At 69.8% G+C, this 24605-nt stretch carries 21 protein-coding genes, 2 tRNA genes and 2 pseudogenes; 13 read left to right on the forward strand and 12 right to left on the reverse strand.

Annotated elements, in window-relative coordinates; all coding sequences use genetic code 11:
- Positions 1–8: 8 nt before the first annotated feature.
- On the reverse strand, positions 9–719 hold the full coding sequence (locus GA0070607_RS13430) for a class I SAM-dependent methyltransferase (RefSeq protein WP_089018520.1): 711 nt from the start codon (positions 717–719) through the stop codon (positions 9–11).
- A gap of 211 nt (positions 720–930) precedes the next feature.
- On the opposite strand from GA0070607_RS13430, the gene GA0070607_RS13435 reads away from it, so the two are divergent.
- Positions 931–2754 (forward strand): hypothetical protein, encoded by a 1824-nt coding sequence (locus GA0070607_RS13435; RefSeq protein WP_231930995.1) that lies wholly within the window; start codon positions 931–933, stop codon positions 2752–2754.
- Positions 2755–2761: 7 nt separating this feature from the next.
- On the opposite strand, the gene GA0070607_RS13440 is transcribed toward GA0070607_RS13435, so the two are convergent.
- Positions 2762–3544: an IucA/IucC family C-terminal-domain containing protein gene (locus tag GA0070607_RS13440; protein WP_089021830.1), complete on the reverse strand. Its 783-nt coding sequence runs from the start codon at positions 3542–3544 to the stop codon at positions 2762–2764.
- Between the two features lie 326 nt (positions 3545–3870).
- On the opposite strand from GA0070607_RS13440, the gene GA0070607_RS13445 reads away from it, so the two are divergent.
- Positions 3871–5400 carry a peptide deformylase gene (locus GA0070607_RS13445; RefSeq protein WP_089018522.1) on the forward strand — a complete coding sequence of 510 codons (1530 nt, stop codon included), beginning with the start codon at positions 3871–3873 and terminating at the stop codon, positions 5398–5400.
- Between the two features lie 70 nt (positions 5401–5470).
- Here GA0070607_RS13445 and GA0070607_RS13450 read toward each other — a convergent pair whose 3' ends face one another.
- Positions 5471–6586 carry a globin domain-containing protein gene (locus GA0070607_RS13450; protein ID WP_089018523.1) on the reverse strand — a complete coding sequence of 372 codons (1116 nt, stop codon included), beginning with the start codon at positions 6584–6586 and terminating at the stop codon, positions 5471–5473.
- A 146-nt stretch (positions 6587–6732) separates the two neighbouring features.
- On the opposite strand from GA0070607_RS13450, the gene GA0070607_RS13455 reads away from it, so the two are divergent.
- A complete protein-coding gene (locus GA0070607_RS13455; protein ID WP_089018524.1) occupies positions 6733–7503 on the forward strand; it encodes a CPBP family intramembrane glutamic endopeptidase in 771 nt (256 codons plus the stop codon).
- On the opposite strand, the gene GA0070607_RS13460 is transcribed toward GA0070607_RS13455, so the two are convergent.
- Positions 7490–8404, reverse strand: a complete 915-nt coding sequence (locus tag GA0070607_RS13460; protein ID WP_231930996.1) for a hypothetical protein — start codon at positions 8402–8404, stop codon at positions 7490–7492. The two genes, GA0070607_RS13455 and GA0070607_RS13460, sit on opposite strands and share 14 nt — an antisense overlap.
- A 708-nt stretch (positions 8405–9112) precedes the next feature.
- On the opposite strand from GA0070607_RS13460, the gene GA0070607_RS13465 reads away from it, so the two are divergent.
- Together GA0070607_RS13465 and GA0070607_RS13470 are read left to right on the forward strand one after the other, a co-directional pair.
- Positions 9113–9203, forward strand: a tRNA-Ser gene (locus GA0070607_RS13465).
- 35 nt (positions 9204–9238) lie between these two features.
- A tRNA-Arg gene (locus GA0070607_RS13470) sits at positions 9239–9311 on the forward strand.
- 82 nt (positions 9312–9393) lie between these two features.
- Here GA0070607_RS13470 and GA0070607_RS33360 read toward each other — a convergent pair.
- Positions 9394–9902, reverse strand: a pseudogene (locus GA0070607_RS33360) (IS1380 family transposase); the annotation flags it as partial.
- A gap of 158 nt (positions 9903–10060) precedes the next feature.
- A complete protein-coding gene (locus GA0070607_RS32975; RefSeq protein WP_197701257.1) occupies positions 10061–11134 on the reverse strand; it encodes an MFS transporter in 1074 nt (357 codons plus the stop codon).
- Between the two features lie 133 nt (positions 11135–11267).
- Here GA0070607_RS32975 and GA0070607_RS32350 point away from each other — a divergent pair.
- Positions 11268–11444: pseudogene (locus tag GA0070607_RS32350) on the forward strand (IS256 family transposase); the annotation flags it as partial.
- A 52-nt stretch (positions 11445–11496) separates the two neighbouring features.
- Positions 11497–11799 (forward strand): transposase family protein, encoded by a 303-nt coding sequence (locus tag GA0070607_RS13490; protein WP_231931154.1) that lies wholly within the window; start codon positions 11497–11499, stop codon positions 11797–11799.
- A 145-nt stretch (positions 11800–11944) separates the two neighbouring features.
- On the opposite strand, the gene GA0070607_RS13495 is transcribed toward GA0070607_RS13490, so the two are convergent.
- Complete coding sequence (locus tag GA0070607_RS13495; protein ID WP_089018526.1) at positions 11945–12703, reverse strand: class I SAM-dependent methyltransferase; 759 nt, start codon at positions 12701–12703, stop codon at positions 11945–11947.
- Positions 12704–12898: 195 nt separating this feature from the next.
- Positions 12899–13243 (reverse strand): hypothetical protein, encoded by a 345-nt coding sequence (locus tag GA0070607_RS13500; RefSeq protein ID WP_231930999.1) that lies wholly within the window; start codon positions 13241–13243, stop codon positions 12899–12901.
- Between the two features lie 200 nt (positions 13244–13443).
- Here GA0070607_RS13500 and GA0070607_RS13505 point away from each other — a divergent pair, with 200 nt between their 5' ends.
- Positions 13444–14115 (forward strand): helix-turn-helix transcriptional regulator, encoded by a 672-nt coding sequence (locus tag GA0070607_RS13505; protein WP_089018528.1) that lies wholly within the window; start codon positions 13444–13446, stop codon positions 14113–14115.
- Positions 14116–14173: 58 nt separating this feature from the next.
- Here GA0070607_RS13505 and GA0070607_RS13510 read toward each other — a convergent pair whose 3' ends face one another.
- On the reverse strand, positions 14174–15037 hold the full coding sequence (locus GA0070607_RS13510; RefSeq protein WP_231931001.1) for a helix-turn-helix transcriptional regulator: 864 nt from the start codon (positions 15035–15037) through the stop codon (positions 14174–14176).
- 183 nt (positions 15038–15220) lie between these two features.
- Between GA0070607_RS13510 and GA0070607_RS13515 the strand changes: the two genes are divergently transcribed.
- Positions 15221–16090 (forward strand): aldo/keto reductase family oxidoreductase, encoded by an 870-nt coding sequence (locus GA0070607_RS13515; protein ID WP_089018529.1) that lies wholly within the window; start codon positions 15221–15223, stop codon positions 16088–16090.
- 130 nt (positions 16091–16220) lie between these two features.
- Here GA0070607_RS13515 and GA0070607_RS13520 read toward each other — a convergent pair whose 3' ends face one another.
- Together GA0070607_RS13520 and GA0070607_RS13525 are read right to left on the reverse strand one after the other, a co-directional pair.
- Positions 16221–16736 carry a hypothetical protein gene (locus GA0070607_RS13520; protein ID WP_089018530.1) on the reverse strand — a complete coding sequence of 172 codons (516 nt, stop codon included), beginning with the start codon at positions 16734–16736 and terminating at the stop codon, positions 16221–16223.
- Positions 16737–16740: 4 nt separating this feature from the next.
- Positions 16741–17538: an inositol monophosphatase family protein gene (locus GA0070607_RS13525; RefSeq protein ID WP_089018531.1), complete on the reverse strand. Its 798-nt coding sequence runs from the start codon at positions 17536–17538 to the stop codon at positions 16741–16743.
- Positions 17539–17729: 191 nt separating this feature from the next.
- On the opposite strand from GA0070607_RS13525, the gene GA0070607_RS13530 reads away from it, so the two are divergent.
- The gene (locus GA0070607_RS13530) at positions 17730–18326 is read left to right on the forward strand and encodes a hypothetical protein (RefSeq protein WP_089018532.1); all 597 of its coding nucleotides are present in this window, start codon (positions 17730–17732) and stop codon (positions 18324–18326) included.
- A gap of 472 nt (positions 18327–18798) precedes the next feature.
- Positions 18799–20322: a glucuronyl esterase domain-containing protein gene (locus tag GA0070607_RS33365; RefSeq protein ID WP_331716448.1), complete on the forward strand. Its 1524-nt coding sequence runs from the start codon at positions 18799–18801 to the stop codon at positions 20320–20322.
- A 76-nt stretch (positions 20323–20398) separates the two neighbouring features.
- Here the strand turns inward: GA0070607_RS33365 and GA0070607_RS13540 are convergent, their stop codons facing one another.
- Positions 20399–20848, reverse strand: coding sequence for a type 1 periplasmic-binding domain-containing protein (locus GA0070607_RS13540; RefSeq protein ID WP_231931004.1), 450 nt, complete (start codon positions 20846–20848; stop codon positions 20399–20401).
- Between the two features lie 115 nt (positions 20849–20963).
- On the opposite strand from GA0070607_RS13540, the gene GA0070607_RS13545 reads away from it, so the two are divergent.
- Positions 20964–22472, forward strand: a complete 1509-nt coding sequence (locus GA0070607_RS13545; protein ID WP_231931006.1) for a HupE/UreJ family protein — start codon at positions 20964–20966, stop codon at positions 22470–22472.
- Between the two features lie 142 nt (positions 22473–22614).
- Positions 22615–24588, forward strand: coding sequence for a purple acid phosphatase family protein (locus GA0070607_RS13550; RefSeq protein ID WP_089021833.1), 1974 nt, complete (start codon positions 22615–22617; stop codon positions 24586–24588).
- The last annotated feature ends 17 nt before the right edge of the window (positions 24589–24605 follow it).

Below are 24605 nucleotides of genomic sequence, written 5' to 3' on the forward strand. Positions count from 1 at the left end.
GGGTGGGGTCAGGAAGGGACGCGGGCCACCGCGAAGACGGACTGGCCGAACGGGGGCCGGATGCGCTGTTCGGCGGCCTTGGTGGCGGGGAGGACGACCGTGTCGTACACCTTCACCATCGGGCCCTCCTTCGGCATCAGCCGGAAGACCTTGGTGGCCATGAAGTAGCCGAGCAGCCCCAGCGCGTTGGCGTAGTGGATCTTCTCCACGGTCAGGCCCGCCTCGGTCATCGCTGCTCCGAGCGTCTTCTTCGTGTAGCGGCGGACGTGGCCGGTGGCGATGTCGGCCGGGCTCATGGCGAACTGGAACGCCGGCACGATGATGATCACGGCACCGCCGGGGCGGACCAGGTCGCGCATGCTGCGCAGCGCGCCCACGTGGTCCTCGATGTGCTCCAGCACGTTGTACGAGACCGCGGCGCTGTAGTCGCCCCGATCGTTGTGCGGCAGCAGCATCTGCCGGACATCGATGCTCGGCTCGTCGGCGAGGCGCTCCTTGAGCTGCACCAGTCGGTCCGGATCGGCCTCGGTGGCGGTGAACCGGGGCAGCCGCTGGGACCATTCCAGCGCGTAGTCACCGAGACCGCTGCCGATCTCGATCGGATCGTCACCGAGGTACGGCACCGCCAGTTCGACGAACCAGCGACGGTGGTTGACCGCCGTGGCCAGGCCCTCCAGCACCTCGGACTGGACGCGCTGATCCCCAGTGATTTCTGCCATGCGTCGATTCCTCACGATATGAACTCGACCCGTGCCTGGACCGACAGAGTGAATCATCCGCTGGGATGGGAGAAGAATCGGGGCAGCGGGGTGGCCGAATTGTGGTCGGGGGTGGGCACGTGATCGGCGGTCGGCGAACCCGGCACATAGTACGGCAGTACCCCGAAACATGTCACGGCAGTGCCATACGCTGACTACCCTATGAATTGTCATGACTACTCCTGAATCGGACGCGCCCGGAGGCGGCCCGGCCACCGCGTCGACCGTGGAGGGCGATGACTCCCGCGCGCGCCGCAGCGGCAAGCGCGCCGATCTGGCCGCCGTGCTGAGCTTCGTGGTGCTCGGCTTCTGGGTCACCGGGCGGCTCTGGCTGGAGCCGGGCAGCGGGGTGCGGGACAACCGTTCCGATCAGTCGCAGTTCGAATGGATGATGGCGCACGGTGCGCGAGTCGTCACCCATTTTGCATATCCGTTCCATTCGGACCGGATGAACGTGCCGGACGGCGTCAATCTCATGGCGAATACTTCCGTATTATCCGTTTCGCTGCCAATGACACCCGTCACCGTGCTCCTTGGACCGCGTGCGGCATTCCTGCTCTTTCTCACCGCTGGGATGATTGCCACCGCCACCGCCTGGTACTTCCTGCTTTCCCGGGTCCTGATCGGAGCCCGGGGCCCGGCCTGGCTGGGTGCCGGCTTCTGCGCGTTCGCGCCGGCCATGGTGTCGCACGCCAATGCGCATCCGAACATCGTGTCGCAGTTCGTCGTCCCACTGATCATCTGGCGGACGCTGCGGCTGGGTGAGCCGGGACGCTGGCTGCGCAACGGCGTGCTCCTCGCGTTGGTGATCGTCTGGCAGGCCTTCCTCAACCTGGAGATCCTGCTGATGACGGCGATCGGGCTGGGCGTGATCGTCGGTGCGCTCGCCATCGGCCGCCCGGAGCTGCGATCGCGGGCCCGGCCGTTTCTCGCCGGTCTGGCCGTCGCCGCCGGGATAGCCGGGGTGCTGCTGGCGTACCCGCTCTACGTCCAGTTCTTCGGGCCGGGCGCGTACTCCGGGCTGTCCCGCCTGATCCGCGGCTACTCCAGCGACCTCGCCTCGTTCGTCGCGTACTCCCGGGAGTCGCTCGCCGGCAGCCCGCGTACGGCGGCGAACCTGGCCAAGAACCCGACCGAGGAGAACAGCTTCTTCGGGTGGCCGCTGCTGGTGCTGGTGATCGCCCTGGTCTGGTGGCTGCGTCGCTCGGTCGTCGTCCTCGGGCTGGCCGCCCTCGGGCTGTTCTTCGCGGTGCTCTCACTGGGCCGGGTGATCCGCTTCGCCGGCCGGGACACCGGCGTGCCGGGGCCCTGGGCCGCGCTGGAGAACCTGCCGATCCTGCACTCGGTGGTGCCGACCCGGTGGGCCCTGGCGATCACCCCGATCATCGGGCTGCTGCTCGCCTACGGCGCCGAGCGGGCGCGCGAGCTGGCCCGGTCGCAGCCGGCCGCCCGCCGGCAGATCCGGTTCGTCACGGCGACCGCGCTCACGATGGCCCTGCTGCCGATCCTGCCCACCCCGCTGCCGGTGGCCCGCCTCGACCCGGTCCCCGCCTTCGTCACCAGTGGGGCGTGGCGGCCGTACGTGACCGGCGGGCGCAGTGTGGTGACCCTGCCGCTGCCGGACACCAACTACGCCGAGCCGCTGCGCTGGTCCGCGGCGACCCGACTGGACATGCCGTTGGCCCGCGGCTACTTCCTCGGCCCGGACACACGCCGAAACGCCGAGAAGCCGCGGATCGCGCTGTTCACCGCATCGCCCCGCCCCACCAGCAGCTTCTTCGGCACCATCCGACGCACCGGGGCGGTGCCGCCGATCACCCCGCAGAGCCGGGTGAAGGCGGTCGACGACCTGCGCTACTGGCGGGCCGGCGTGGTCATCCTCGGGCCGCACGAGCACGAGGCGGCCCTGCGTCGGGGAATGACCGAGCTCACCGGGATCCAGCCGACGTTCACCGGCGGGGTGTGGGTGTGGGACGTGCGGCCGTTGACCGACTGAGCGAGGTTCAGGCCTGGCGGACGCAGCAGCCCTGGCAGACCTTCGGGCTGGGCAGGGTGAAGGCGAGGCAGCAGGTGCGCCGCTGCACGCTCGGCTCACCGGTCGGCCCCGGCACCAGCTCCACCAGATCCGCCAGGTCGAGCGCGCCGAGCACTGTGTCGATCGTCTGCACCGTCGAACCGGGCAGCCCGTCCGCGGCCCGCAGGATGCCGTGCGAGATGCCGGAGGCGACCGAGCCGAGGAGCGTCCGGGTGCCGACCCGTACCTCCGCCTGGATCGCCGCGATGAGCGGGGCCAGGTGGGCGTCGAGGAGCGAGGCGCGTAGCGCGGCCAGGAGCTCCGCTTCGCCGGCGACGACCCGCACCTCCGGGTGCCCGGCCAGCGCCAGCGGGTCGCTCGGCAGCACCGCCACGGTGGTGCTGCGGCGCAGACCCAGGGTGAGCAGCGGCCGGTGGTCCTCGAAGTGGATCAACACGTCGGACGGGTCGAGCAGCGGCACCCGCCGGGCCGAGGCCCAGCCGAGCACGACCGGCAGTGCCGTCCAGTAGCTATACGACTTCCAGGCCAGCGCGGCGCAGGCGTGCGGCGTGCCGCCCCAGCGCAGTGTGGCGGCGTGCAGCAGGTCGGGCAGCCGGCTGCCGTCGATCAGCGTGGTCGCGGGCGCCCAGCCGAACTCGTCGTCGACCAGCAGACCCGGCGCGAGCCCGGGAAGATCGTCGGTGCCGAACATGGCGCGCAGTGCCGCGGTGACGGGGGCGAGCGGCGTGGCGGTCATGTCCCGCCTCGGCATCACCGCTGTCACCGTGTCATCCCCCGTCCGCGTGACCGAGGAGCACCTCGGCGGACGACCCTGCCGTCCTGAGCTAAGGCTAGCCTAACCACACGCGTAGGTCTAAGGGAAGCCTCACCTGAGCCGTATCGGGAGGTCAGGGTCACTCCACTCCCGGCGGGAGCAGCGCTCCGCCCCGGCCTACTACCCGGCCCCGACCCCGGAAAACACCGGCGCAGGATCGATGTGGGTCGGTGGATTGTCAAGCGATGTGTCGGCAAGGTGGCAGATACGTGTGCGTGCGGCCACGGAACGTGAAACTGATACTCCCGGCCACGAGGAAGCCGATGACGACCTCACCCCTCGAACGGGCTGCCGACTCCTTCGCGGCCGAACTCGCCCGGCAGCGGACCGGGCGGGGGCTGTCCAAGAAGCAACTGGCCGTCCTGATGGGGTTCGACCCGTCCTACGTCAGCCACGTCGAGGGGCGCCGGCACCGCCCGACCGAGGACTTCGCCCGCCGCGCCGAGGCCGTCCTGGAGGCCAGCGGCGCGATCTGGCAGCGCTTCCGGGAGTACGACGAACTACGGCACGCCCGCTCCGGTCAACCGCACCGCGAGGCACACCTGCCCGGCCAGTGGCTGCCACCCGGCACCGGCCTCGTCGTGGAGCGCGAGCTCGCCGCCCTCACCCACACCGACGACGGCTACCGGTGCGTCATCCACCGCGAGCTCTACAACGCCGGCACCGAGCCGATCAACCGCTACCTGGTCCGGGTCGCCGTCGACCGCTACCCGAACGACCCCGGCCGCTCCAACCGGCACCACCGCGAGCACCCGCTCACCTTCGCCGAGCTGCAACTACAGGCCCGCCGGGACGACGGCGGCGGTGACCCGGAGCCGATGCACTGGCGGGCGAAACACGACCGGGACGCGTTCAAGGAGATCTGGCTGCTCTTCGAGAACGGTGAGCGGCGCTTCCCGCTCTACCCCGGCGACCGGGCCACCATCGAGTACGCGTACTCCGTCGGGCAGGAGAAGTGGGGTCCCTGGTTCCAGCGGGCCGTGCGGCTGCCCACCCGACAGCTCGCCGTCCGGCTGGACCTGCCAGCGGCGCTCGACCCGCAGGTCTGGGGCGTGGAGACCTCGCTCTCAGCGGAGGAGGGGCCCCTGCGAACGGCGCCGCAGCGCCGCGACGAGGGCGGCCGGGCGATCTTCGACTGGCAGACCGACGACCCACCGCTGAACGCCCGCTACCGCATGCAGTGGCGTTTCCGGGCCCGCCCGGACACCGACCCGGACGTCGGCCCCGGCGGGGCCCGGGTCCGGCCCAGCGACCGGATGCGCGGACTCGGCATCGTCCAGCGCGGCGCCGACCTGCTCCGCCAGCGCGGCCGCCCGTTCGACCTGCCCGCTGAGGAGCAGGTCGCCCGGGAGGTGGTCGACCGGCTCAGCACGGCGCTGGCCCGGCTCGACGAACTGCATCCCTTCAGCAAGGGAGTAGGCGTCGCCGCCCCGCAGCTCGGCATCGGCCGGGCGGCGGCCGTCGTGCGGCCCCCCGACCGCTCGGCGGAGCCGGTCGTGCTGCTCAACCCCCGGGTGGTCGACGCCGACCCGGACACCGACGAGCAGTACGAGGGCTGCCTCTCCTTCTTCGACCACCGTGGCCTGGTGCCCCGGCCGCTGCGACTGGACGTGGAGCACGCCCAGTGGGACGGCAGCCGGATCATCACCTCGTTCGAGTTCGGCATGGCCCGGCTGGTCGCACACGAGATCGACCACCTGGAGGGCCGGCTCTACGTGGACCGGATGACACCCGGCGTGCCGCTGGTGCCGGTGGAGGAGTACCGGGAGTCCGGGCACCCCTGGCGCTACTGACACACGAGCGGGACCGGGGCGCGTGCCCCAGGGGGCAGGGGCACGCGCCCCGGTGTGGGGGGAGGAACGCCTAGAGGTCACCGAAGGTGTCGTAGCGGATGTGCGGCGGCGGCACCTCGTCGGCGGCCAGCACCCGCAGCGTGGACCTGACCATCCGGGCCGACCCGGAGACGTAGCAGTCGTGCGTGGTCCACGGGCCGTACCGGGCCACCACGTCCGGGATGTCGCCCAGCTCGCCGTCGAAGCCCGGGTCCTCGCTGCACGCCGCGGTGACCGACAACCACGGGTGTACGGCGACCAACTCCTGCAACCCGGCCAGGCCGTAAAGGTCCGCCGCCTGCCGGGCGCCGTAGAAGACGTGCACCCACCGGGTCCGGTTGTAGCTGGCCAACTCCTCCACCAGCGCCTTGATCGGCGCCAGCCCCACCCCGCCGGCCACGCAGAGGATGTCCCGCTCCGAGGACCGGTCCAAGGTCATCGAGCCCATCGGCGCCGCCAGCCGGAGCAGGTCACCCGGCCGCACCCGGCGGACCAGCGCACCGGACACCCAGCCGGCCCCGGGCGACCGCACGTGGAACTCCAGCACGTTGTCGTCGTTCGGGGCGTTCGCCACCGAGTACGTCCGCCACACCCGAGGGTGGTGGCGCGGCACTTCGAGGCTCACGTACTGGCCCGCCCGCCAGGGCAGCGGATGCTGCAACGCCCGACAGGTCAGCACTGCGGTGTCCGGGCCGTACCGCTCGTGGGTCAGCACCTCGGCGTGCCAGAACGGCGGGTTGTCGTCGTTCGCCGCCCCGGCCAGCATCTTCGCCGAGATGGCCGCGTACGCGTCCCGCCACGCCTGGTCGTACTCCAGGTTCCAGCCGTCGCCGGCGGTGCTGCGCAGCGCGTCCAGCAGCGCGACGCCCATCGTCTTGTAGTGCTGCTCGTCGACGTGGTACTTGCGGTGGTCGCGGCCCAGCGCCCGGAGGAACTCGTCGAAGCTCTCCGGATCGTCGACGGTGTGGATCGCCGTGATGATCGCTTCCAGCAGGCGGTCGCCCTGGCCGGTCATCTGCACCGGGAAGAGCTGCCGCAGGGCGGGGTCGAGCAGGAAGAGCCGGGCGTAGAAGTGCCCGCTCAGCCGGTCCCGGTCCTCCTCGACCAGGGTCCAGCTCTCTTTCAGCAACCGCGCGACGTTGTCCACGGGGGCGCTCCTTCTCCAGACGGCGGCGGATCGGGCGCTCATAGAATCTCCACGGAGCGTGCGCGCCGGTCGCACAGAATGTGCGATCGGTTCATGCCGGCCGGTCGGCCGTGCCAGCGGCGCCGCCCGTCGGGCAGAGTGGTGCGGTGACCGTTGAGCTGACCCGCCCGGTGTCCCGCCGGCTGCTGGGCACCGAGACCCTGCTGGTCCTCGGCCTCTCCCTCGGCCAGTCCGCGGTCTACGCGGTGGTCTCGATCATCGCGAAGCTGACCGCCGACGGCCCGCTCTCCAAGCAGACCGCCTCGCTGAACACCTCCGCGTCAGCGAGACCCTGGCTGGACCTGACGTACCAGCTGCTCGGCATCGCCTTCGCGCTGCTGCCGGTGCTGCTCGCCGTACACCTGCTCAGCCGCGATCCCGGCGACCCGGCGCGGACCCTCGGCCTGGACGCCCGGCGGCCCGGCCAGGACCTGGCGCGTGGCGCCGGCCTGGCCGCGCTGATCGGCCTGCCCGGGCTGGCCCTGTTCTGGGTGGCGGCGCAGCTCGGCATCAACGCCACGCTGGTGCCGGCCTCGCTGCCGGATGTCTGGTGGGCGGTCCCGGTGCTGATCCTCGCCGCCGTGCAGAACGCCGTGCTGGAGGAGGTGATCGTGGTCGGCTACCTGGTCACCCGGCTGCGGCAGCTCCAGTGGCGGCTCGGCGCGATCATCGCCGCCAGCGCGCTGCTGCGCGGCTCGTACCACCTGTACCAGGGCTTCGGCGCGTTCGTCGGCAACGCCGTGATGGGTGTCGTGTTCAGCTACTTCTACCTGCGTTCCCGACGGGTGATGCCGCTGGTCATCGCGCACACCCTGCTCGACGTGGTCGCCTTCGTCGGCTACGCGCTGCTGCCCCGGGACTGGTTCAACTGGCTCTGACCGGTCGACCCGCCACCTCGGCCGGCGACGGCCGGTAGGCGGCCACCGTCCGGGCCGCGAGCCGGTCGGCCGCGGCCGAGTCGCCCAGCGCCGCGGCGAGCACCGCCGCACCCGGCAGCAGCCGGGACGCCAGCCGCAGCGCCAGCCACCCACCGGCCTGCGCCGTGAGCGGCGCGGCCAGCCGCCACGCCGCCTCCGCCACCCGCGGCCACGTCCCCTCGACCGGGTCGTCCGCAGTCCCGGCCGCGGCCAACGCGGCGCGGGCGCTCTCCGCATCCGGGTGCACCTGGGTGAGCACCAGCAGGTCGACCGCCCGGTCGGGGTGCGCGGGATCCCGGCCGTACGCCGCCGCCAGGTGCAGCACCAGGTTCGAGTGGGTCCAGAGCACCGAGGCCAGCTCCGCCAGCGGCGCGAACAGCCCGGCCAGCGCGGCGGCCGCTCCGCCCGCGCCGGCCGCGCGGACGAACCGCCGGGTGGCCAGGCGGGCCAGACCGTCCGCGGGGGCGTCCGGGTACCGGGCCCGCAGCCGCTCGGCCCAGTCGGCCGCGCCGGGGCCGAGAGCCCGCACCGCGGCCAGGGCCAGCAACTCCGGCGCGAAGCCCGGGTGGTCGCGCAGGTGCGCGGCGACCGCCCGCAGCTCCGATTCGGGGGTACGCGCCGAAGCCGGCGCGACGTGGTGCTCGGCGGGCGCTGCCACGATCGTGGACGGCTGCTGCTCGGCCGGGGTCTGCTCCGCTGGTTGTCGCTTCGCGGGGGTGGTGGCCTGCTTCGGTGCCGCGCTCTTCCGCGCACCCGCCGCACGCTTGGTCGGGGTCGTGGTGCGTTCGGCCGGGGTGGCCGCCGCGTCGGTGGAGCGTGCGGTGCGTCTGGTCGGCGCAGCAGTCGGAGTGGCCGGGGTCACGTCGGGTGCTGGCGATGTCGTGGCGGTCCCCTCCCCGGTCGAGGTGCCGGCTGCCTTCCGGTGGGCTGCCTTCCGGGGGGCGGCCTTGCGGGCCGGCGTGGCACGGCTGGCCCGGGCCTTCGGCGTCCGAGTCGGCGTACCAGCCGGTTGCTGCGGGCTGCCCTCAAGTGCTCGCTCATCCACCGGAGCCGCCGCGCTGCCCGGCTCCGTCGGCGCGGCACCGGCCGGCTGGTCCACGTCCGCCGCCGGGCCGGACGCGTCGACGCCCGTCGTGCCGCCGTCCGTCCCGGCTTCCTCCTCGTCATTCCCGCTGCCGACAGGAGCCGGTTGGCGGGGCAGGGGGCGGTCCGGCTCCGGTGGCTGGAAGAGCACTGCCGGGGCGGGCCTGGCACGTCGAGGGCGCTGGGTGCCAGGCGTGGCAGGTGTCGCTGCCGGGTCGGAGGTCGCCTTCTCCACGGACCGCTGGGCGGCCGTCGGCGGAGTGAAGGTCGGCCGTGGGGGGCGCCGGCGCGCGCGGTCAGCAGGCTCTCGGCGGGTCGGCTCGGCGGGCGGCTGCTCCTGCATATCGATGGAGCGTAGTCCCGATCAGGCCGGCGCACAGCGTGGAAACACGGGGGCTGCGGCCTCGGTGGGCGTACGTCGGAAGTCGCTTTGCTCCCGGTGGGTGGCGACCTGTATCCTCGGGCGCGGTGGTCTACAGGCCACCAGGGAGACTTCGCCTAGTCTGGTCTATGGCGCCGCACTGCTAATGCGGTTGGGGTCTTAAAGCCCCTCCCGGGTTCGAATCCCGGAGTCTCCGCGCGAAAGCCGGGTGTGTACACTGGCTGAGCACATGCGCCCGTAGCTCAATGGATAGAGCATCTGACTACGGATCAGAAGGTTAGGGGTTCGAGTCCCTTCGGGCGCACAAGATCAAGAGGCGTCTGGCCTGCCAAAAGGCGGTCAGGCGCCTCTTGCCGTTCCGTGCCGGTGGACGCATTGGTGCTCGAATGGTGCTCGTACGACGAGGCTGTCCTACGTCCCGGCCTGTCCGTCTCCCTCCGTGTAGCCACGCCGGGTTCGATTGAAGGTGCCCCGGACTCGACCCGCCTCACCGAGGCGGCGCCATCCTTGTCGCTGTGCGCGATCACGATCGTGGAGTCCACATCGAGGACCACCACGCCGGTGCCGATGTCCAGACCCGCCGCCCGTGCCGCCGGTGGACCACCGAACAGCTGCCACACCGTGGTGTCCGAGGCCACCGACCCGAACACCTCCCGCTGGTGGCACAGCACGTCGATGTCCGCGATCGCTTCCCCGCCGTCAGCGATCATCACCGCGAGGTCGACCAGCACCCGACCCCGATCATGCAACGGCCACCAGCCGGTCCGGGCCTGCCCGCCGACAACGCTGCGGTCAACCCAGCCCGATCAGCCAGCAACCGCAGCAACGCCGCACCGACGTGCGGCACCACACCCGCGGTAACACGCAGACCCCTCGACCACGCCGTAAGCTGCACTCGGAAGTGCCTCCCTCGAAGAGAAACCTGTAGATGCCGAAATCACAAGTTTCCCCTTGCGGGGCAGGCGCTTCCGCTCATCTACACGCCGACGAACAGCGCGTCTTGGCGATCACGGTGAGTCACCCAGGCTAGCGACAGTCCGTCGAGACCGCCCGTCATCCGCGCAGGCGGTTCGCGATCCGATCGGCCGCATCAGCGTCCAGGGGATGGGAGGTGCCGTGCAGGATCGGGCCGGTGAGAACGGCGGGGCCGGTGACCGGCGGCGAGCCATGCTCGGCGGCGAGCAGGCTCGCTGCGGGGTTGGGCTGCCCTGGTCGGGCCCGACCAGGGCTGTCCTCGGCGTGCCACAAGGTCAGGTCGGTGCCAAGCCTGGTGGATCGAATGTTCTCCGAGCCGAGCAGTCGGGCCACCTCCTGCACGAGATCCATCCCAAAGAAGTCTGTCGCCACCTGCTTGACGCCGTCGACGGTCACCAGCAGCAGCCCGGCCGCTTTGCCACCTGCAGCTGCCATCCCGGAATCACTTGGCCTGCCTGAAGAAGGGGTCATGGTCTGACCAAAAGTGGCCTGAGGCTGCGCTGGCCGGGACGCGCCTTGTATCAGCACGACGATCCCGCACACCGCGGTGGCCAGCAACGCCACCGCCCCGAAGGGCACGGCCAGCATGAAAGGCCAGCGCCAACCGACGGCGCGCCCCACCAGCACCCCCGCCGCGGGCCCGAGACCCAGCGCCAGCACCACCGCGCCGGCAACGAGGGACGTCACCCACACCCGTCGTGCCGCCATCTGCGTCACCAGCATGGCCGTGACACCCCAGGCCAGGCCGGCCCCGAACCCCGTCACCGCGCGCCCGAGTAGCAGCAGAGCACCCCCCGAGGCCAGCGCGGTCAGCAGTGATCCTAGAACCAGCAGCGCGATCGCGAGCAACGCGACGACAGTCGGCCACCGCCGACCGACGAGAGCGCCGACCGCAACCGCCAGTACCGCCGGTAGCAGGTAAGCGACGAAAATCCAGAGGACCGCCGAGGTCGGCAGGTCCATGTCCCGTTGGATCGCACCCCATTGCGGCCCGACGGCGACGGCGAGCAGAAAGGCGCCCAGCGACGCGGCGAGTGTCGGCCCGATCAACAGCCAGACCGGGCGGAGAACCTGCGGCCGATCACCGATCACGACGGAGCGTGGACCGTAGGGGGGAATCTGGTTGGCGGTGCTGGGGACGGGCGCAGTCACCTCGCGAATATACCGGCCCGAGATTCGGTGAAGTATCCAAGCATGGGCACTGTCTCGCGTTCGGTGGCGACCGATAGGACAGTCACCCAGGGCTGCGACCAGGTAGTTGTGTCTGGTGGGGGAGGGTGCCGTAATGACCGCGACACTGAATGACCAGACCGGACGCAGGAAGCGGCCCGAGCCGACGGCAGAGGCGAAAGCCGCCGCTGAGCTGGTTCGGGCGGCCAAGGAACAGGGGCTGTCGCTGACCGGTCTGCACGGTCTGTTGAAGCAGTTGACCGAGACGGTCCTGGAGACCGCGTTGAACGAGGCTGGATCTGCCGACCCTGGCCGACTCCGGCTACGACGGCGCCGGCCAGGGCATCAACACTCCGTACAAGCAGCCCACCGACGGCCGCCGTCTTGCGGTTGACAACCGCGCCTACAACGCCCCACTTCGATCAATGAGATGCCTCGGAGAACGCGGCTTCGCGATCGTCACCGGCCGCTGGCGAACCCTGCACCAAACACCGCCAGCCCTCGAAGCGTCGGCGACATCGTCCGCGCCGCTCTCCATCTCACCCAATTCGAATACCGGTACCTACCCGAATCTTGTTGAGATCACTTCAATGTCAGCTACTGGTGTGGCAGGTGTCCCGCCGCTTCCCCGCCGTCGGTCGCGATAGGAGCAGGATCGATGACCCGCTACATGATGGCTGCCACCGACGCTGGGTGGCGGACGGCTCGGCGAACGTGTCGCCTCCCCGGCGCCCACCCTCGGCGAAGTCGCCGAATTCGGCGGCAGCTGTCGGACGAACTACGGAGCCTGCGTCAGCGCAGTTCGAGTGTGAGTAGCGGCTCAGCGAACACGGGCGATGGGGCGTCGGGGTGTGCGGCAACAGCCTGCTCCAGCCGTCGGAAGCCGGCCTCCAGGTCGTCGGGGCCGAGCTGCGCGAAGAACGAGAGGGTGCGCAGGCGCAGCCGTTCGAGCATGTCGCGGCGGGTGCCCGAGGACGGCTCGGTGACCGTGCCGAAGCTGGCAACGCGCCAGCCCACCGACGTGAACATCTCGATGGCCTCGTGCAGCGGCTGAAACAGCGAGGCATCCGCCTCGTAACCGTTGGGAAAGTGCTCCAGCCACCACGGTCGGGGATGGTGATCGCTGAAATTCGCGCGCAGTAGCAACCGCCCGCCGGGCCTGAGCACCCTGGCCAGCTCCCGGGCCGCCCGGGGCTTGTCCTGTACGTGGTGCCAGGACAGGAACATGAGTGCGTAGTCGGCACTGTTGGACGGCACGGGAATGTCCTCGGCGGCGCCGGCCAGATACTGCACTCCGGGATGTTGGGAGTGCGTCTGCGCGACCTCGCGCATGCGGACCGACGGCTCGATGCCGGTGACCGGCCCGAACGCTTCTGCCAGCGCGGGGGTGTACCTGCCGGTCCCCGAGCCGATGTCCAGCCCGGCCAGCGGACGCCGCTCGGGCAGTACCGCCGCGAAGGCGTTGATCCATACCCGTAGTTGCTGCTGGGTGAGCGCGCGCCCGCGCGCGTAGTCCTGGTGCTGCTCCGTGTCGTAGTCGATCGACCTCATCGCACCTCCCACCTGGGCGGCGACCGTGAGCGTCGCCTCGATATATCACGCCGATACATCGGCACGATATTCGTCGTCGCGTCACCCCACAAGGTGGCCGCACCACTCGACAGGACCGACGCGCCAGATGAGAGGCGTCTGACCTGCCGAAAGGGCGGTCAGACGCCTCTTGCTGTCCGTCTCCCGCGTTGGCTGCTACCGGCGGGGCGCGGACGGATCTGCGGTGCGGTGATCGCTGGCCAGCCGCCACAGTGCCAGCGCGCCGACGAGCAGGCCGAAGTCGCGCAGGGCCACGTCGAAATACTCGCCGAGCAGCAGAAGGTTCACGATGATCCCGGCCAGCCAGGCGGCCACCACGACAGCGCCGTATTTCGGCCGGGCCGCAACGAGGAGGCCGGCCACGATCTCGATCACGCCGACGGCGTACATCGCCTGCTGCCCGGTGCCCGGGACGAGTCGGTCGACGAAGGGCGCCAGGTAGCCCGGCCAGTCGGTCAACAGGTTGAAGAACTTGTCCAGACCGAACGCGATCGGCGCCACCGTGAAGACGGTGCGCAGCAGCAGGAACGCTTGCTGGGTAGGGCCTCCTGTGCGTGCGGTCAGTCCGGCGATCGTTGATGAGCTCGATGCGGTGGTGGCCACGAGAGTCCCCAATCTTCTAGAAACGCATTGTCTGTCTTTTAGAGACGCTAGGGTCGCTCTCTTCTAAAGTCAACAGGTGCGTGTTTTACACTTCGGCCATGGCTCCTCGCCCCCGGCCCGACCGCATCGCCGCCCTGGCCACCCTCGACGACCCGACACGCCGAGCCGTGTTCGACTTCGTCGCCCGCAGCGCGGACTCGATCAGCCGCGACGCTGCGGCCAACGCTCTGGGAGTCAGCCGGCGGATTGCCGCATTCCATCTCGACCGGCTGGCGGAACAGGGCCTGCTGGCCGTCGAGTACCGCCGGCCAGCAGGCCGTACGGGGCCCGGCGCGGGTCGTCCGGCGAAGTTGTACCGACGGATGGCGGGCGAGGTGGCGGTGTCCGTGCCCGAGCGGCACTACGACCTCGTCGGCGGGTTACTCGCGGCGGCCGTGGCAGAGTCGATCGACACCGGGACGCCCGTCAAGGAGGTGCTTGATCGAACGGCCTACGAGGCCGGGAGGTCGATCGGCGTGGCGGCGGACGATGTCGTGGCGGCGCTCGAGGAGGCCGGCTACGAGCCGCGGCGCCAGGAGCAGAACGGAGGCGCCCTGGCGTTGGGCAACTGTCCGTTCCATCGGCTCGCCCAGCAGTTCACGGCACTCGTGTGCGGGGTCAACCTTCAGCTGCTGCGGGGCGTCGCCGACGGTGCCGGGGAACCGCACCTCGTGGTGCTCGATCCGAGCCCGGGGCAGTGCTGTGTGCGGCTGACGCCGGCGGCACGCTGAGTCGGCGCCTCGGGCGGTTTCCGCCCGCCGTCACGGCCTCGGCACGCGCCCGGGGTTGTCAGGCTGCGGCGATGTCGGCGGCCGGAGCGTGGGGGACCGGAGCGGCGGGGGTCGTCAGGGAGCCGAGGAGGGCCATCTTCTCGGCGCTGCTCGTGCCCGGTTGAGCGTGGTAGACGACGAGCAGCTGACCTTTGGCGCCGCCGATGCTGAGCTTCTCGCGGTTGAGAACGAGGTCGCCGACCTGCGGGTGCCGCATGCGGGTGGGCATGCCCTCGCAGGTGCGGACGTCGTGCCGGGCCCAGAGCTGTCGGAATCGTGGGCTGGCCAACGACAGTTCGCCGACGAGCTGGACGAATCGCGGGTCGTCGGTATCGGTGCCCACGGCCGTGCGGAAGCTGCCGACCAGGTTGGCTGTGGCCACGTCCCAGTCGGGGTACATCGCGCGTTCGGCTGGGTCGAGGAACACCGCGGTGAGCCGGTTCTGGCCGGCCTGCAGGTTGGGCGACAGCGCACGGGCGAGGTTGTTGGCGGCGAGCACGTCGAAATAGCGGTCCTCGACGAACGCGGGTATGCCCACGACGTCGAGCAGTTGACGGATGCTGGCCGGTACGGTCTGGCGCCGTGGACGGCGTCGCCGGTGCCGGGGCTGTGGTGTGGCCAGGCTCAGCAGGTAGTCGGTGGCCGCGTCGTCGAGGCGCAGGACGCGGGCGAGTGCCTCGAGGACCTGCATCGACGGATTGCGGTCGCGGCCCTGCTCGAGTCGCAGGTAGTAGTCGGCGCTGATGCCGGCGAGCATGGCGACTTCTTCACGCCGTAGCCCGGCGACGCGCCGCACCCCGTCGGCGGGCAGGCCGACGCTGTCGGGCTGGACGAGCTCGCGGCGAGCCCGCAGGTAGCCGCCGAGCAGATTGTTGTCGCGCACCCTCCCCAGGTTAACCGCGTGGATCGTGGTCTGCCTGTCCCTGCCACTCCCAGGATCACCGGGACTCATCCTGTTCAACCCCGTTGGGCGGAGTGTGGAGCAGTCACCCGCTGGCGCCGCCGTTTGGCGCCTGCGCCGGCGGGAAGCTCGTCCCTTTACGGCAACACTGAGAGGAATTCCGGCATGACGTCAAGCACACCTCCGGGCGGAACGTTCACGATGGGCGACCTGGTGGTCTCCCGGATGGGGTACGGCGCTATGCAGTTGGCCGGCCCGCACGTCTTCGGTCCGCCGGCCGACCGCGACGCCGCAGTGTCCGTGCTGCGTGAGGCCGTCGACCTGGGGATCAACCACATCGACACGGCCGACTTCTACGGCCCGTACGTCACCAACGAGATCATCAAGGAGGCTCTGCACCCGTACCCGAACGACCTGCACATCGTGACGAAGATCGGATCGTTGCGGGACGCCGAGGGGAACTGGCCGAAGGCGTTGGCTCCCGAGCAGCTGCGCCAGGCCGTGCACGACAACCTGGATCGCCTCGGGCTCGACGTACTCGATGTGGTCAACCTGCGCGTCGGCGGCTTCGACCGGCCCGCCCCCGGCTCCATCGCCGAGCCGTTCGTCGCGCTCGCGCAGATGCAGCAGGAGGGGTTGATCAAGCATCTCGGTCTCAGCACGGTCAACGCCGAGCAGGTCGCCGAGGCGCAGTCCATCGCCCCGATCGTGTGCGTGCAGAACTACTACAACATCGCGAACCGGGAGGACGACGACATGATCGACTCCCTCGCCGCGCAGGGCATCGCCTACGTGCCCTACTTCCCGCTCGGCGGCTTCTCGCCACTGCAGTCCGAGGAGCTGAACGCGGTCGCCACGCGTCTCGGCAACACACCGATGGCTGTCGCGCTGGCGTGGCTGCTCCAGCGCTCCCCGAACATCCTGCTCATCCCCGGCACCTCATCCGTCGCGCACCTGCGCGAGAACTTCTCCGCGGCCGCGCTGACCCTTCCCGAGGACGCGCTGGCCGAGCTGGACGCCATAAGCGTCGGGTGAGGTGGCGGGTCCGGCGCAGCACGTCGTTCAGTCACCGGACCGCTCCACATCTGCGACAGGGGCGGACCCGGTTCGGCCCGCCCCTGTCGGTGCAAGTGGTGCGCACCAGTACCGGCGAGGCGGCGGGGGCTCAGTCGGTCAGTTCGATGATGGGCCGGTCGCTGACGACCGCCGTCAGGATCATCGGGGCGTCTCCGTCGCACTGGTTGACGGAGACCCCGATCCATCGGGCACTGACCGCGACTGGCCCCCACACCGCCAGATCGCCGTAACAGTCCACATCGCACAACGCCTGGAACAACGACGGTATGGAATCGCCCGCCTGATCGCGAAAGAGCGGCACTCGCATGGAAATTCGCCGGTGCGGTCCCCACCGGTTGTCCAGTTCCCGTACGACGAGGGCCAGGTTCTCCGTCGCGGCCTCCTCCGCCTCGTTCCACTCACTCCCGTAGACCCCGGTGAGGGCGTCGCTCTCCCAGAGCGGACCGATGTGGAAACCCTCGCCCCTGGTGGCGGTCCACTCCCCGGTGACCGGGTCCCCCTCGCTGACCGTCGCACCACCGCTGGGTAGGTCAGCGGTGAGCAGCACCTCGATGTCGGACACGGCACGGTCGGTCTCGAACGCTTCACCGGCCCGGCTGGTCACCGCGCTACCCCTTCCGCTGCTGCTCGACGAGCGCCAGCAAGGCCGCGTGCGTCTCCTGATCTGCCGCCGCGATGAGCCCACCCGCGCCGGTGTGCACCGGTTGCCCCTGGATGCCGGTCACCACGCATCCCGCTGCCCGGCACAGGGCGATCCCAGCGGCGAAGTGCACGCTGTCCCGCATGTCGCCGTCCGTCACGTACGCGGCTCGCCGGCCGGCTGCCACCCACGCCAACGCCAGGCTGCTGGAGACCACGCGGGGGCGGAACCGCTCGACGAACCCCGCGTCGGCGAGCAGCCGCACAGCCCGGAACTCTGGAGCGTTCGGGAACGGCGGATCGAGGTTGACGTCCACCAACACCGACTCGGCCGACGGCCTGAGCTGCTCGTCCACGCCGTCGCGCCGCACGTACGCACGGGTGCCGTCAGTCCAGAACACCTCATCGGCGAACGGGTCGGCGGAGGCCGCCGCGGTGACTGTCGAACCCGCGCGCAGCGCGACGTTCACTCCGACCAGCATGGTGCGTACGGCGTAGTTCAGCGTGCCGCACAGCGGGTCGACCAGCCACATCCGCTCGGCGGCGCTGGCGCCGGTGCGTCCGCTCTCCTCACCCGTCACGGCATCCTGCGGGCGGGTGGAACCGAGAACGTCGAGGATGACCTTCTCCGCCTCGAGGTCAGCGGCAGTGGCGAAGTCTCCCCCGGACTTCTCGAAGCGCGTCAGCGACGCCCCGTACATGGTTCGCACGACGGCGGCTCCCGCCTGCGCTGCCGTGATCGCCACGTCTTCGTCTTTGATCAGCATGCGAGCAGGATGACACGGCTGCCGCCGCAGCCTCGTCCGGTGGACCGCCGAGCCGCCTCGACGCGGGGGAGTTCGAGGATGCCGCAGTCGCATCTCCTGCACGCGGCGAGAGACTTCAGGGTGGGCATCTCCGGGACTGGTACAGGAACATCCTGATGCCGGGTCGATCGACGCACTGCCAGGCTGGGGCGATGACCGACACCGATGTACGGGTCTCCCGCCAGCCGTTCCACCTGGTACGCACGGCGGCCGTTGGCGCCCCCGTGCTCCTGCTGCTCTACGGCGTCCTGCGGATCATCGACGGCCTGGACGGGGACCACGGCCCGGGCTGGGCGTGGGACCTGGGTCACGCCCTGTTCCTGGTCGCGTTCGTGCTCTTCGCCGGTCTGGTCGTCGGTCTGCGGCGGCTGCTCGGGTCCGCCGGTGCCGTTGGTTCGAGCATCCGGCCGCGCACCGGGCTGCGGGTGCTTCTGGACGTGGCGACGGTCGCAGGGCTGGTCGGTGTGGTCGCGTTCCTCTGGGTGATCCTCGGTGACCTCTTCCCCCGGCTGGGCGATGCCGCGCCGCTGCCGGACCCGTTGATGGCGGTGGGCCCGCTGCTGTTCCAGTTCGGCCTACTCACCCTGCTGGTGCGGGCGGCTGTCGGCCGTCCGCGACTCATTCCGGGCTGGGGCCCGCCGCTGGTACTGCTCGGCTTCGTGGCGATCGCCGTCAACCTGGACCTGCTTCCGATCGGCGCCGCGCTGATCCTCTCCGGACTGCTGCCCCTCTGGCACCGGGTCCACTGACGGCCGGACCGCGCTGATGAGGCGCCCGAGCAGCGGAGACGCCGCTCGGGCGCCTTTTTGTCGGTCACGTTGGTCGCTGATACCCATTCGTCTCGGAAAACTTTCGATATCCGCCAGCGCCCTGCCGAGTCCGTCTGCGGTGATCGGCGGCACCCATGGTCTGCTGGCGGCATGGTTGGTGGCACCAGGGGCAACCGAAAGTTTCGGGCAGAACATTGACACTTTCCGATAACTCGCCCAACACTTGGCGAGGAGCGGCATTCGCGGCCATCGATCACGGCTGTCGTTCCGCCACCCACCACCACACTCGGAAGGGAGAGCCCTGGTGATCATCAGCTCGGGCCGATCCAGGACCCGTTCCGCGGTCGTCGCGCTGTCGATAGCAGCGCTCACGGTCGCTGGATCGGTAACGGTAGTTGCGAGAACTCCCACGGCGGAGGCCGCCGCCGGCAGCCTCGTCGCCGCGGCGTCAGTGGAGGACGAGGGCGCCGACTGCGCGGTGTCGGGCCTGCCCGACCTGGGATCCCTGCCCACCAACGCCAAGCTTCCCGACCCATTCAAGAAGCTGAACGGTACGACCATCGCCACCAAGGCCGACTGGCGGTGCCGTCGGGCGGAGATCAGGGAACTGGCGGAGAAGTTCGTCTACGGCGAGAAGCCCGCGAAGCCGGCGACCGTCACCGGGACGGTCTCGAACAGCACCATCACGGTGAACGTGAACCACAACGGCAGGAGCACCAGCTTCTCGGCGAGGGTCGAGCTGCCGAGTGGTTCCGGACCCTTCCCGGCCGTCGTGGTCGTGGGCGGGTTCGGCGCGGACACGGCCACCATCAAGGCCGCTGGCGCCGCCGTCATCAGCTACGACCCCCTGGCGGTCGGGCGAGAGGGTACGCCCCGGAACAACAAGCAGGGCGCCCTCTACAGCATCTACGGCTCCTCGAGCAGCACCGGACTGCTCGCCGCCTGGGGCTGGGGCGTTAGCCGGATCATCGACGTCATCGAGCAGTCGGACGGCAGAATTCTCAAGGCCGACGCGATGGGTGTCACGGGTTGCTCGCGGTACGGCAAGGGCGCGTTCGCGATCGGTGTGTTCGACCAGCGCATCGCTCTGACCATGCCGATCGAATCGGGTAGCGCCGGGGTTCCCATCTTCCGGGGCATCCCCGGGGAGGGCGCCCAGAGTTTGAGCAGCGCGTACGGCGAGCAGCCGTGGCTCGGAGACGCGTTCGGCTCGTTCACGAGCAGCCCGACCAGGCTCCCGGTGGACACGCACGAGATGGTGGCGATGGTGGCGCCGCGAGGGCTGTTCATCATGGACAACCCGCACATCGCCAACCTGGGCCCCCGGTCCGCGAGTGTGGCGGCCCTGGGCGGCGCTGAGGTCTACCGGGCGCTCGGCGTGGGCGACAACATCACCTACTGGTCCGACGTCCAGGACGGTAGCCACTGCGCCAACCGGCCGGAGTGGCGTGACCCGTTGCAGAAGAACATCAGGAAGTTCCTGCTGAAGACGGGGAACGATCCGGGTGTGATCAGGATTTCGAGCAGGGCGTTGGGCAGGTTGGCCGACTGGCGGGACTGGCAGACGCCAACCCTCACCGACGGCCCGACCACCCCGCCCCCGACCACCCCGCCCCCGACCACCCCGCCTCCGACCACCCCGCCGCCGACCACGGCTCCGCCGACCACTCCGCCTCCGACCGGGGCCGGCTGCTCGGCGACGGTGTCGATCAACCAGTGGACTGGCGGTTTCGTCGCCACGGTTCGGGTTACCGCGGGCTCATCGCCGGTCAACGGCTGGACGGTCGCCATGACCCTTCCGCCGGGTGCCAGCGTCACCAACGCCTGGAACGCCAACCGGAGCGGGGACACCGGAACGGTCCAGTTCACCAACGTCGGTCACAACGGCTCGATCGCCCCCGGCCAGTCCACCGAGTTCGGCTACCAGGGCACCGGAACCGGTGGCGGAATGACCCTCACCTGCAACACGCCCTAGCTTCGCTCGGCGATTTCCCGGGCCTGGTGTGGAGACGCCAATCTCCACACCGGGCCCTGGACGCCGGGTAGCCCGATCACTCGGGCTGGTCGAGCCAGACCACGATCCCGGTCAGGTCGTTGAGCACGGCCGCCACGCCCGCCCGGATGGCCGCCGCGCAGCGCTCGGCCGTGAACGAGTCGGGGTTGTACGTCGAGGACGTGCCGAGCCCCTCACCGCGAAACGACGCGCCTGACCAGTCGACCGCCGTCACGTTGTGGGTGGGCTCGGCCAGCTCCGCCCCGACCACGAGGAACTGTTGATCCAGATGGTTCGGAGTGACCAGCGCAAGCGGGTCGATGAGATCGTTGCCCGCGCTGACGATGAGGTCGGGATGCATCCCCATGGCCCTGCTGATGCTGGGAACGGCGTCATGGGCGTCCGCCACGACGATCTTCCTGAGATCGAGGTGTTCGTCGTCGGCCCAGCCCTCGACGGCCGTCACGAGAGCCCTGGTCGGCTGGTCGTCGCCGGCGGTGAGCAGCACCACCCGGTAGTCCCGTGACGGGTGGACGCCGGTCCACGAACCGGGCCGCGGCCGGATCGTCGCCTCCGGAGCGGGCGTGGTGGAAGGGTCGACGAACCCCGGGCCGAGGGAGCCGATGGCGGCGGGTCTGGGATGCGGCTCTGACCAGTCGTCGCCGGAGCTGCATCCGGTGACCAGCGCGGCGGCGGCAGCCAGCATGGCAACGGCCCGAAGCGGGGGGCGCAAGGCGATCGTCCTCCGAGTGATGGCGGAAAGTGCGCGTACTTCTTCGTATTCCTATCCCAATTCCGGCCACTGTCGAGGCACGGGTCGCCACTGCGGGATTTTGTTTTCCATCGGTTCGTCGGCGGGCGGGCTGCTGTTCACCCACGGCGTGCAGCGTGCACTGGCCAACCGAGGGAGCCGCATGTTCGGGCACGTCCGCCGTACCGTTATCGTCGCCGTTGTCGGGATCGCTGCGGCCGTTGTCCCCTTTTTAGGAACCGGACCGGCCTCCGCCCACGGCTTCTCGTCGACCGTCTACGCAAAAATCACCCCGGGAGACGAGGGTCACATACGCACGGCGGTGGAGCTCGAATACGACCTGCTCGTCGTTTCGGCCGCCGATTCCGGTGACGATGATCCGCTCTTTCAGGAGGGAACGGCGGCGTTCGACGCGGGTGACTCCGAGGCGCAGGCGGCGGCGTTGCACAAGCATGCCGACACGACCCTCAGGTATGTCGCCGACCGCTTCACGGTGACCGCACAGGGTGCGGCGTGCCAGTCGACGCGGGTGGGTGACGTGACGATCGGCGAGCGCGAGGGCGTGCCGTACGCGAATCTGCTGCTCGACTGGGCGTGTCCGCAACGGACCGGCGAACACGAGGTGCGCAGCGGTCTGTTCCCGGACGGCGAGGGCTACGTCAAGGGCACGAAGACGATCGTCACCTACGAGATCGACGGCCGTTCGGGCAGTGCGGCGCTGGACGTCGACAACCCCTCCTTCTCGACCGGCCAGTCCTGGTACGAGCGGTTCCGGGAGTTCTTCCTCCTCGGCGCCGAGCACCTGCTGTCCGGGATCGACCACATCCTCTTCCTGCTGGCGCTCATCGCCGGGTCGCGGCGCCTGCGGGAGATCGTGCTCGCGGCCACGAGCTTCACCCTGGCGCACTCGGTGACGTTCATGCTCGCGGCCCTCGGCCTGGTCGAGGTGCCGGCGGCGATCGTGGAGCCGGTCATCGCGTTGTCGATCGCCGTCGTCGCAGGCTGGCACCTGTGGGGAATCTGGCGGCGCGGCGACCACGCCACCGCCCTCGATCCGGCCGGCCGTGGCCACTTCAGCCTGGACCGCTCCGGCTGGATCCGCCTCGGCGTCGTGTTCTGCTTCGGCCTCGTGCACGGCCTGGGGTTCGCGGGCGCGCTGGGCATCGACGAGGCGTGGTCGTGGACCCTGCTGTGGTCCCTGCTGGTGTTCAACGTCGGCATCGAGGTCGTGCAGTTGGCGATTATCGCGGTCGTCTTCCCATTGCTGATCGTGTTGCGACGTCGAGCGCCCAAAGCCGGACTCTGGGCGACCGGCGCTATTTCCGCCTGCGTGTCCATTATGGGGCTGATCTGGTTTGCGCAACGCGTGTCGGGGTCCTGAGCAAGGCCAAGTAGTGCGCGAAGTGCAGGCAACCGCAAGATCTAGTTCACGGCTGGTTCATCCCGCGACGAAAGCGTTGGTTCGCTTCCCCGTCAACGGAAGCAGACAATCCATTTCTCTATTTGAAAAGGGAACAATGTCGATGACATTGAGCACCTCGACACGGGCCTCCGGGCTCGTGCGGCGGCGCGTGGTCGCCGGGGTCGCAGCCGGGTTCCTGGGAATGGGCGCGGCCCTCGGCAGCGGCCTGATGGCCACCGCCAGCGCGGCCGAGTCCACCACCATCACCGGCGTGGTCCTCGGCGTCGGCGCCAACGAGACCCAGCGCATCGTGAGCTGGTACTCCTCCGCCGACACCGCCCAGAAGATCCAGCTCGCCCCGACCGCCGAGATCGTCAACGGCGAGTTCCCGGCCAGCGCCGTCAGCTTCGACGCCGTTGGTGCGGCGAACACCTCCACCACCGGCTTCAACCGCCACGCCACGATCACCAACCTCCGTGAGAACGTGGCGTACTCGTACCGGGTCGGCGCCGAGGGCAGCTGGTCCCCGGCGTACGCCTTCAAGACGCAGGACTTCGAGGGCGACTACGACTTCCTGTTCTTCGGTGACCCGCAGATCGGCTCCTCCGGTGACCGGCTGAAGGACCAGGCCGGCTGGGAGGAGACCCTGAAGGTCGCCACAGCGGCCAACCCGAACGCCGAGCTGCTGGTGTCCGCCGGCGACCACGTCGAGAGCGCCAACGACGAGGGTCAGTGGACCTCGTTCCTGGCCCCCGACCAGCTGCGCCAGTACCCCCTCGTCGCCACCATCGGTAACCACGACGTCGGCGGCAAGTCCTACGAGCAGCACCACTTCACTCCGAACACCGACCGCTCGTCCCAGTACTACAGCGGGGACCAGGCGACCCGGTCCGGCGGTGACTACTGGTTCATCCACAAGGATGTGCTGTTCATCGACCTCAACAGCAACAGCTACGCCAACCCGGCGGACGGCTCCGCCGGTGGCGACGCGGCGCACGTCGCGTACGTCACCGACGTCATCAACAAGCACGGCTCCGAGGCCAAGTGGAAGGTGCTGGTCTACCACCACTCCATCTACTCGCCGGCCAGCCACGCGACCGACACCGACAACAAGCAGCGGCGGGAAGACTTCACCACGGCCTTCTCGAACCTCGGCGTCGACATGGTGCTGCAGGGTCACGACCACAGCTACTCCCGCAGCTACTCCATCAAGAACGGCCAGAAGGAGAACCCGGCCGAGCAGCCGGGTGCTGCCGACGTGTTCCCCGGCCCGGGTGGCGTCATCTACGTGACGGCGAACTCGGCCTCCGGCTCGAAGTACTACGACATCAAGAAGCCGGACAACACCGGCACCGGCATCCGTGGCAACGGCCCGGACCCGCTGGACCCGGCCAAGTACTGGTACAACTCGACGCAGAACCAGGAGCACGTCCGCAGCTACGTCAAGGTGCAGGTGCGCGGCGACAAGTTGGTTCTGGCGAACGTCCGCAGCGGCACCTGCGCGGCGCCGAACGCGGCGGTCGAGAAGGGCCTGTCCTGCGTCAACACCCCGGACGGTCAGCCGATCGGCTCGATCACCGACAAGGTGACAGTGCACCCGTACCACGGTGACGGCCAGGCCATCCAGGTCAACGTGCCGAACCCGGCTCCGGGTGAGTTCGGCTGGACGATCGACGGCTACAACGGTCTGGTGGACCTCGGTGTCGCGCAGGAGCGCAACGGCACCTACTTCGAGGCGACCGGCAAGATCAACCCGATCCTCGTGTCGGACAGCCGCCGCTCGCTCGCCCCGTGGTCGATCTCCGCCAACGTGGGTGACTTCCAGGACGGCGACAAGACGTTCGCCGGCTCCTACCTCGGCTGGACCCCGTACGTGCTCGACGGCGGCGCAGGCGCCGAGGCCGGCGCCCCGGTCCTGTCGTCCCTCGATGACCAGGGCAAGGGCCTCTCGGTCTCCAGCGCCCTCGCTGCTGCCGCCCAGGGTCACTCCCGGGGTGGCGCCAAGCTCGGCGCTGACCTGGACCTGAAGATCCCGGACAGCATCGCGAAGGGTAGCTACCGCACCACCCTCACAATCACTGCGCTGAGCAGCTGATCAGACCTGCCTGAGCT

The organism is Micromonospora coriariae (genome assembly GCF_900091455.1).
Classification (GTDB): domain Bacteria; phylum Actinomycetota; class Actinomycetes; order Mycobacteriales; family Micromonosporaceae; genus Micromonospora; species Micromonospora coriariae.

Coding starts and splice junctions, on each gene's coding strand:
- GA0070607_RS13495 (WP_089018526.1), bottom strand. CDS start 12,703: ATGAGGTCGATCGACTACGACACGGAGCAGCACCAGGACTACGCGCGC.
- GA0070607_RS13525 (WP_089018531.1), bottom strand. CDS start 17,538: ATGCTGATCAAAGACGAAGACGTGGCGATCACGGCAGCGCAGGCGGGA.
- GA0070607_RS13505 (WP_089018528.1), top strand. CDS start 13,444: ATGGCTCCTCGCCCCCGGCCCGACCGCATCGCCGCCCTGGCCACCCTC.
- GA0070607_RS13445 (WP_089018522.1), top strand. CDS start 3,871: ATGACGACCTCACCCCTCGAACGGGCTGCCGACTCCTTCGCGGCCGAA.
- GA0070607_RS13435 (WP_231930995.1), top strand. CDS start 931: ATGACTACTCCTGAATCGGACGCGCCCGGAGGCGGCCCGGCCACCGCG.
- GA0070607_RS13545 (WP_231931006.1), top strand. CDS start 20,964: ATGGCGGCGGGTCTGGGATGCGGCTCTGACCAGTCGTCGCCGGAGCTG.
- GA0070607_RS13430 (WP_089018520.1), bottom strand. CDS start 719: ATGGCAGAAATCACTGGGGATCAGCGCGTCCAGTCCGAGGTGCTGGAG.
- GA0070607_RS13515 (WP_089018529.1), top strand. CDS start 15,221: ATGACGTCAAGCACACCTCCGGGCGGAACGTTCACGATGGGCGACCTG.
- GA0070607_RS13440 (WP_089021830.1), bottom strand. CDS start 3,544: ATGCCGAGGCGGGACATGACCGCCACGCCGCTCGCCCCCGTCACCGCG.
- GA0070607_RS13530 (WP_089018532.1), top strand. CDS start 17,730: ATGACCGACACCGATGTACGGGTCTCCCGCCAGCCGTTCCACCTGGTA.
- GA0070607_RS13550 (WP_089021833.1), top strand. CDS start 22,615: ATGACATTGAGCACCTCGACACGGGCCTCCGGGCTCGTGCGGCGGCGC.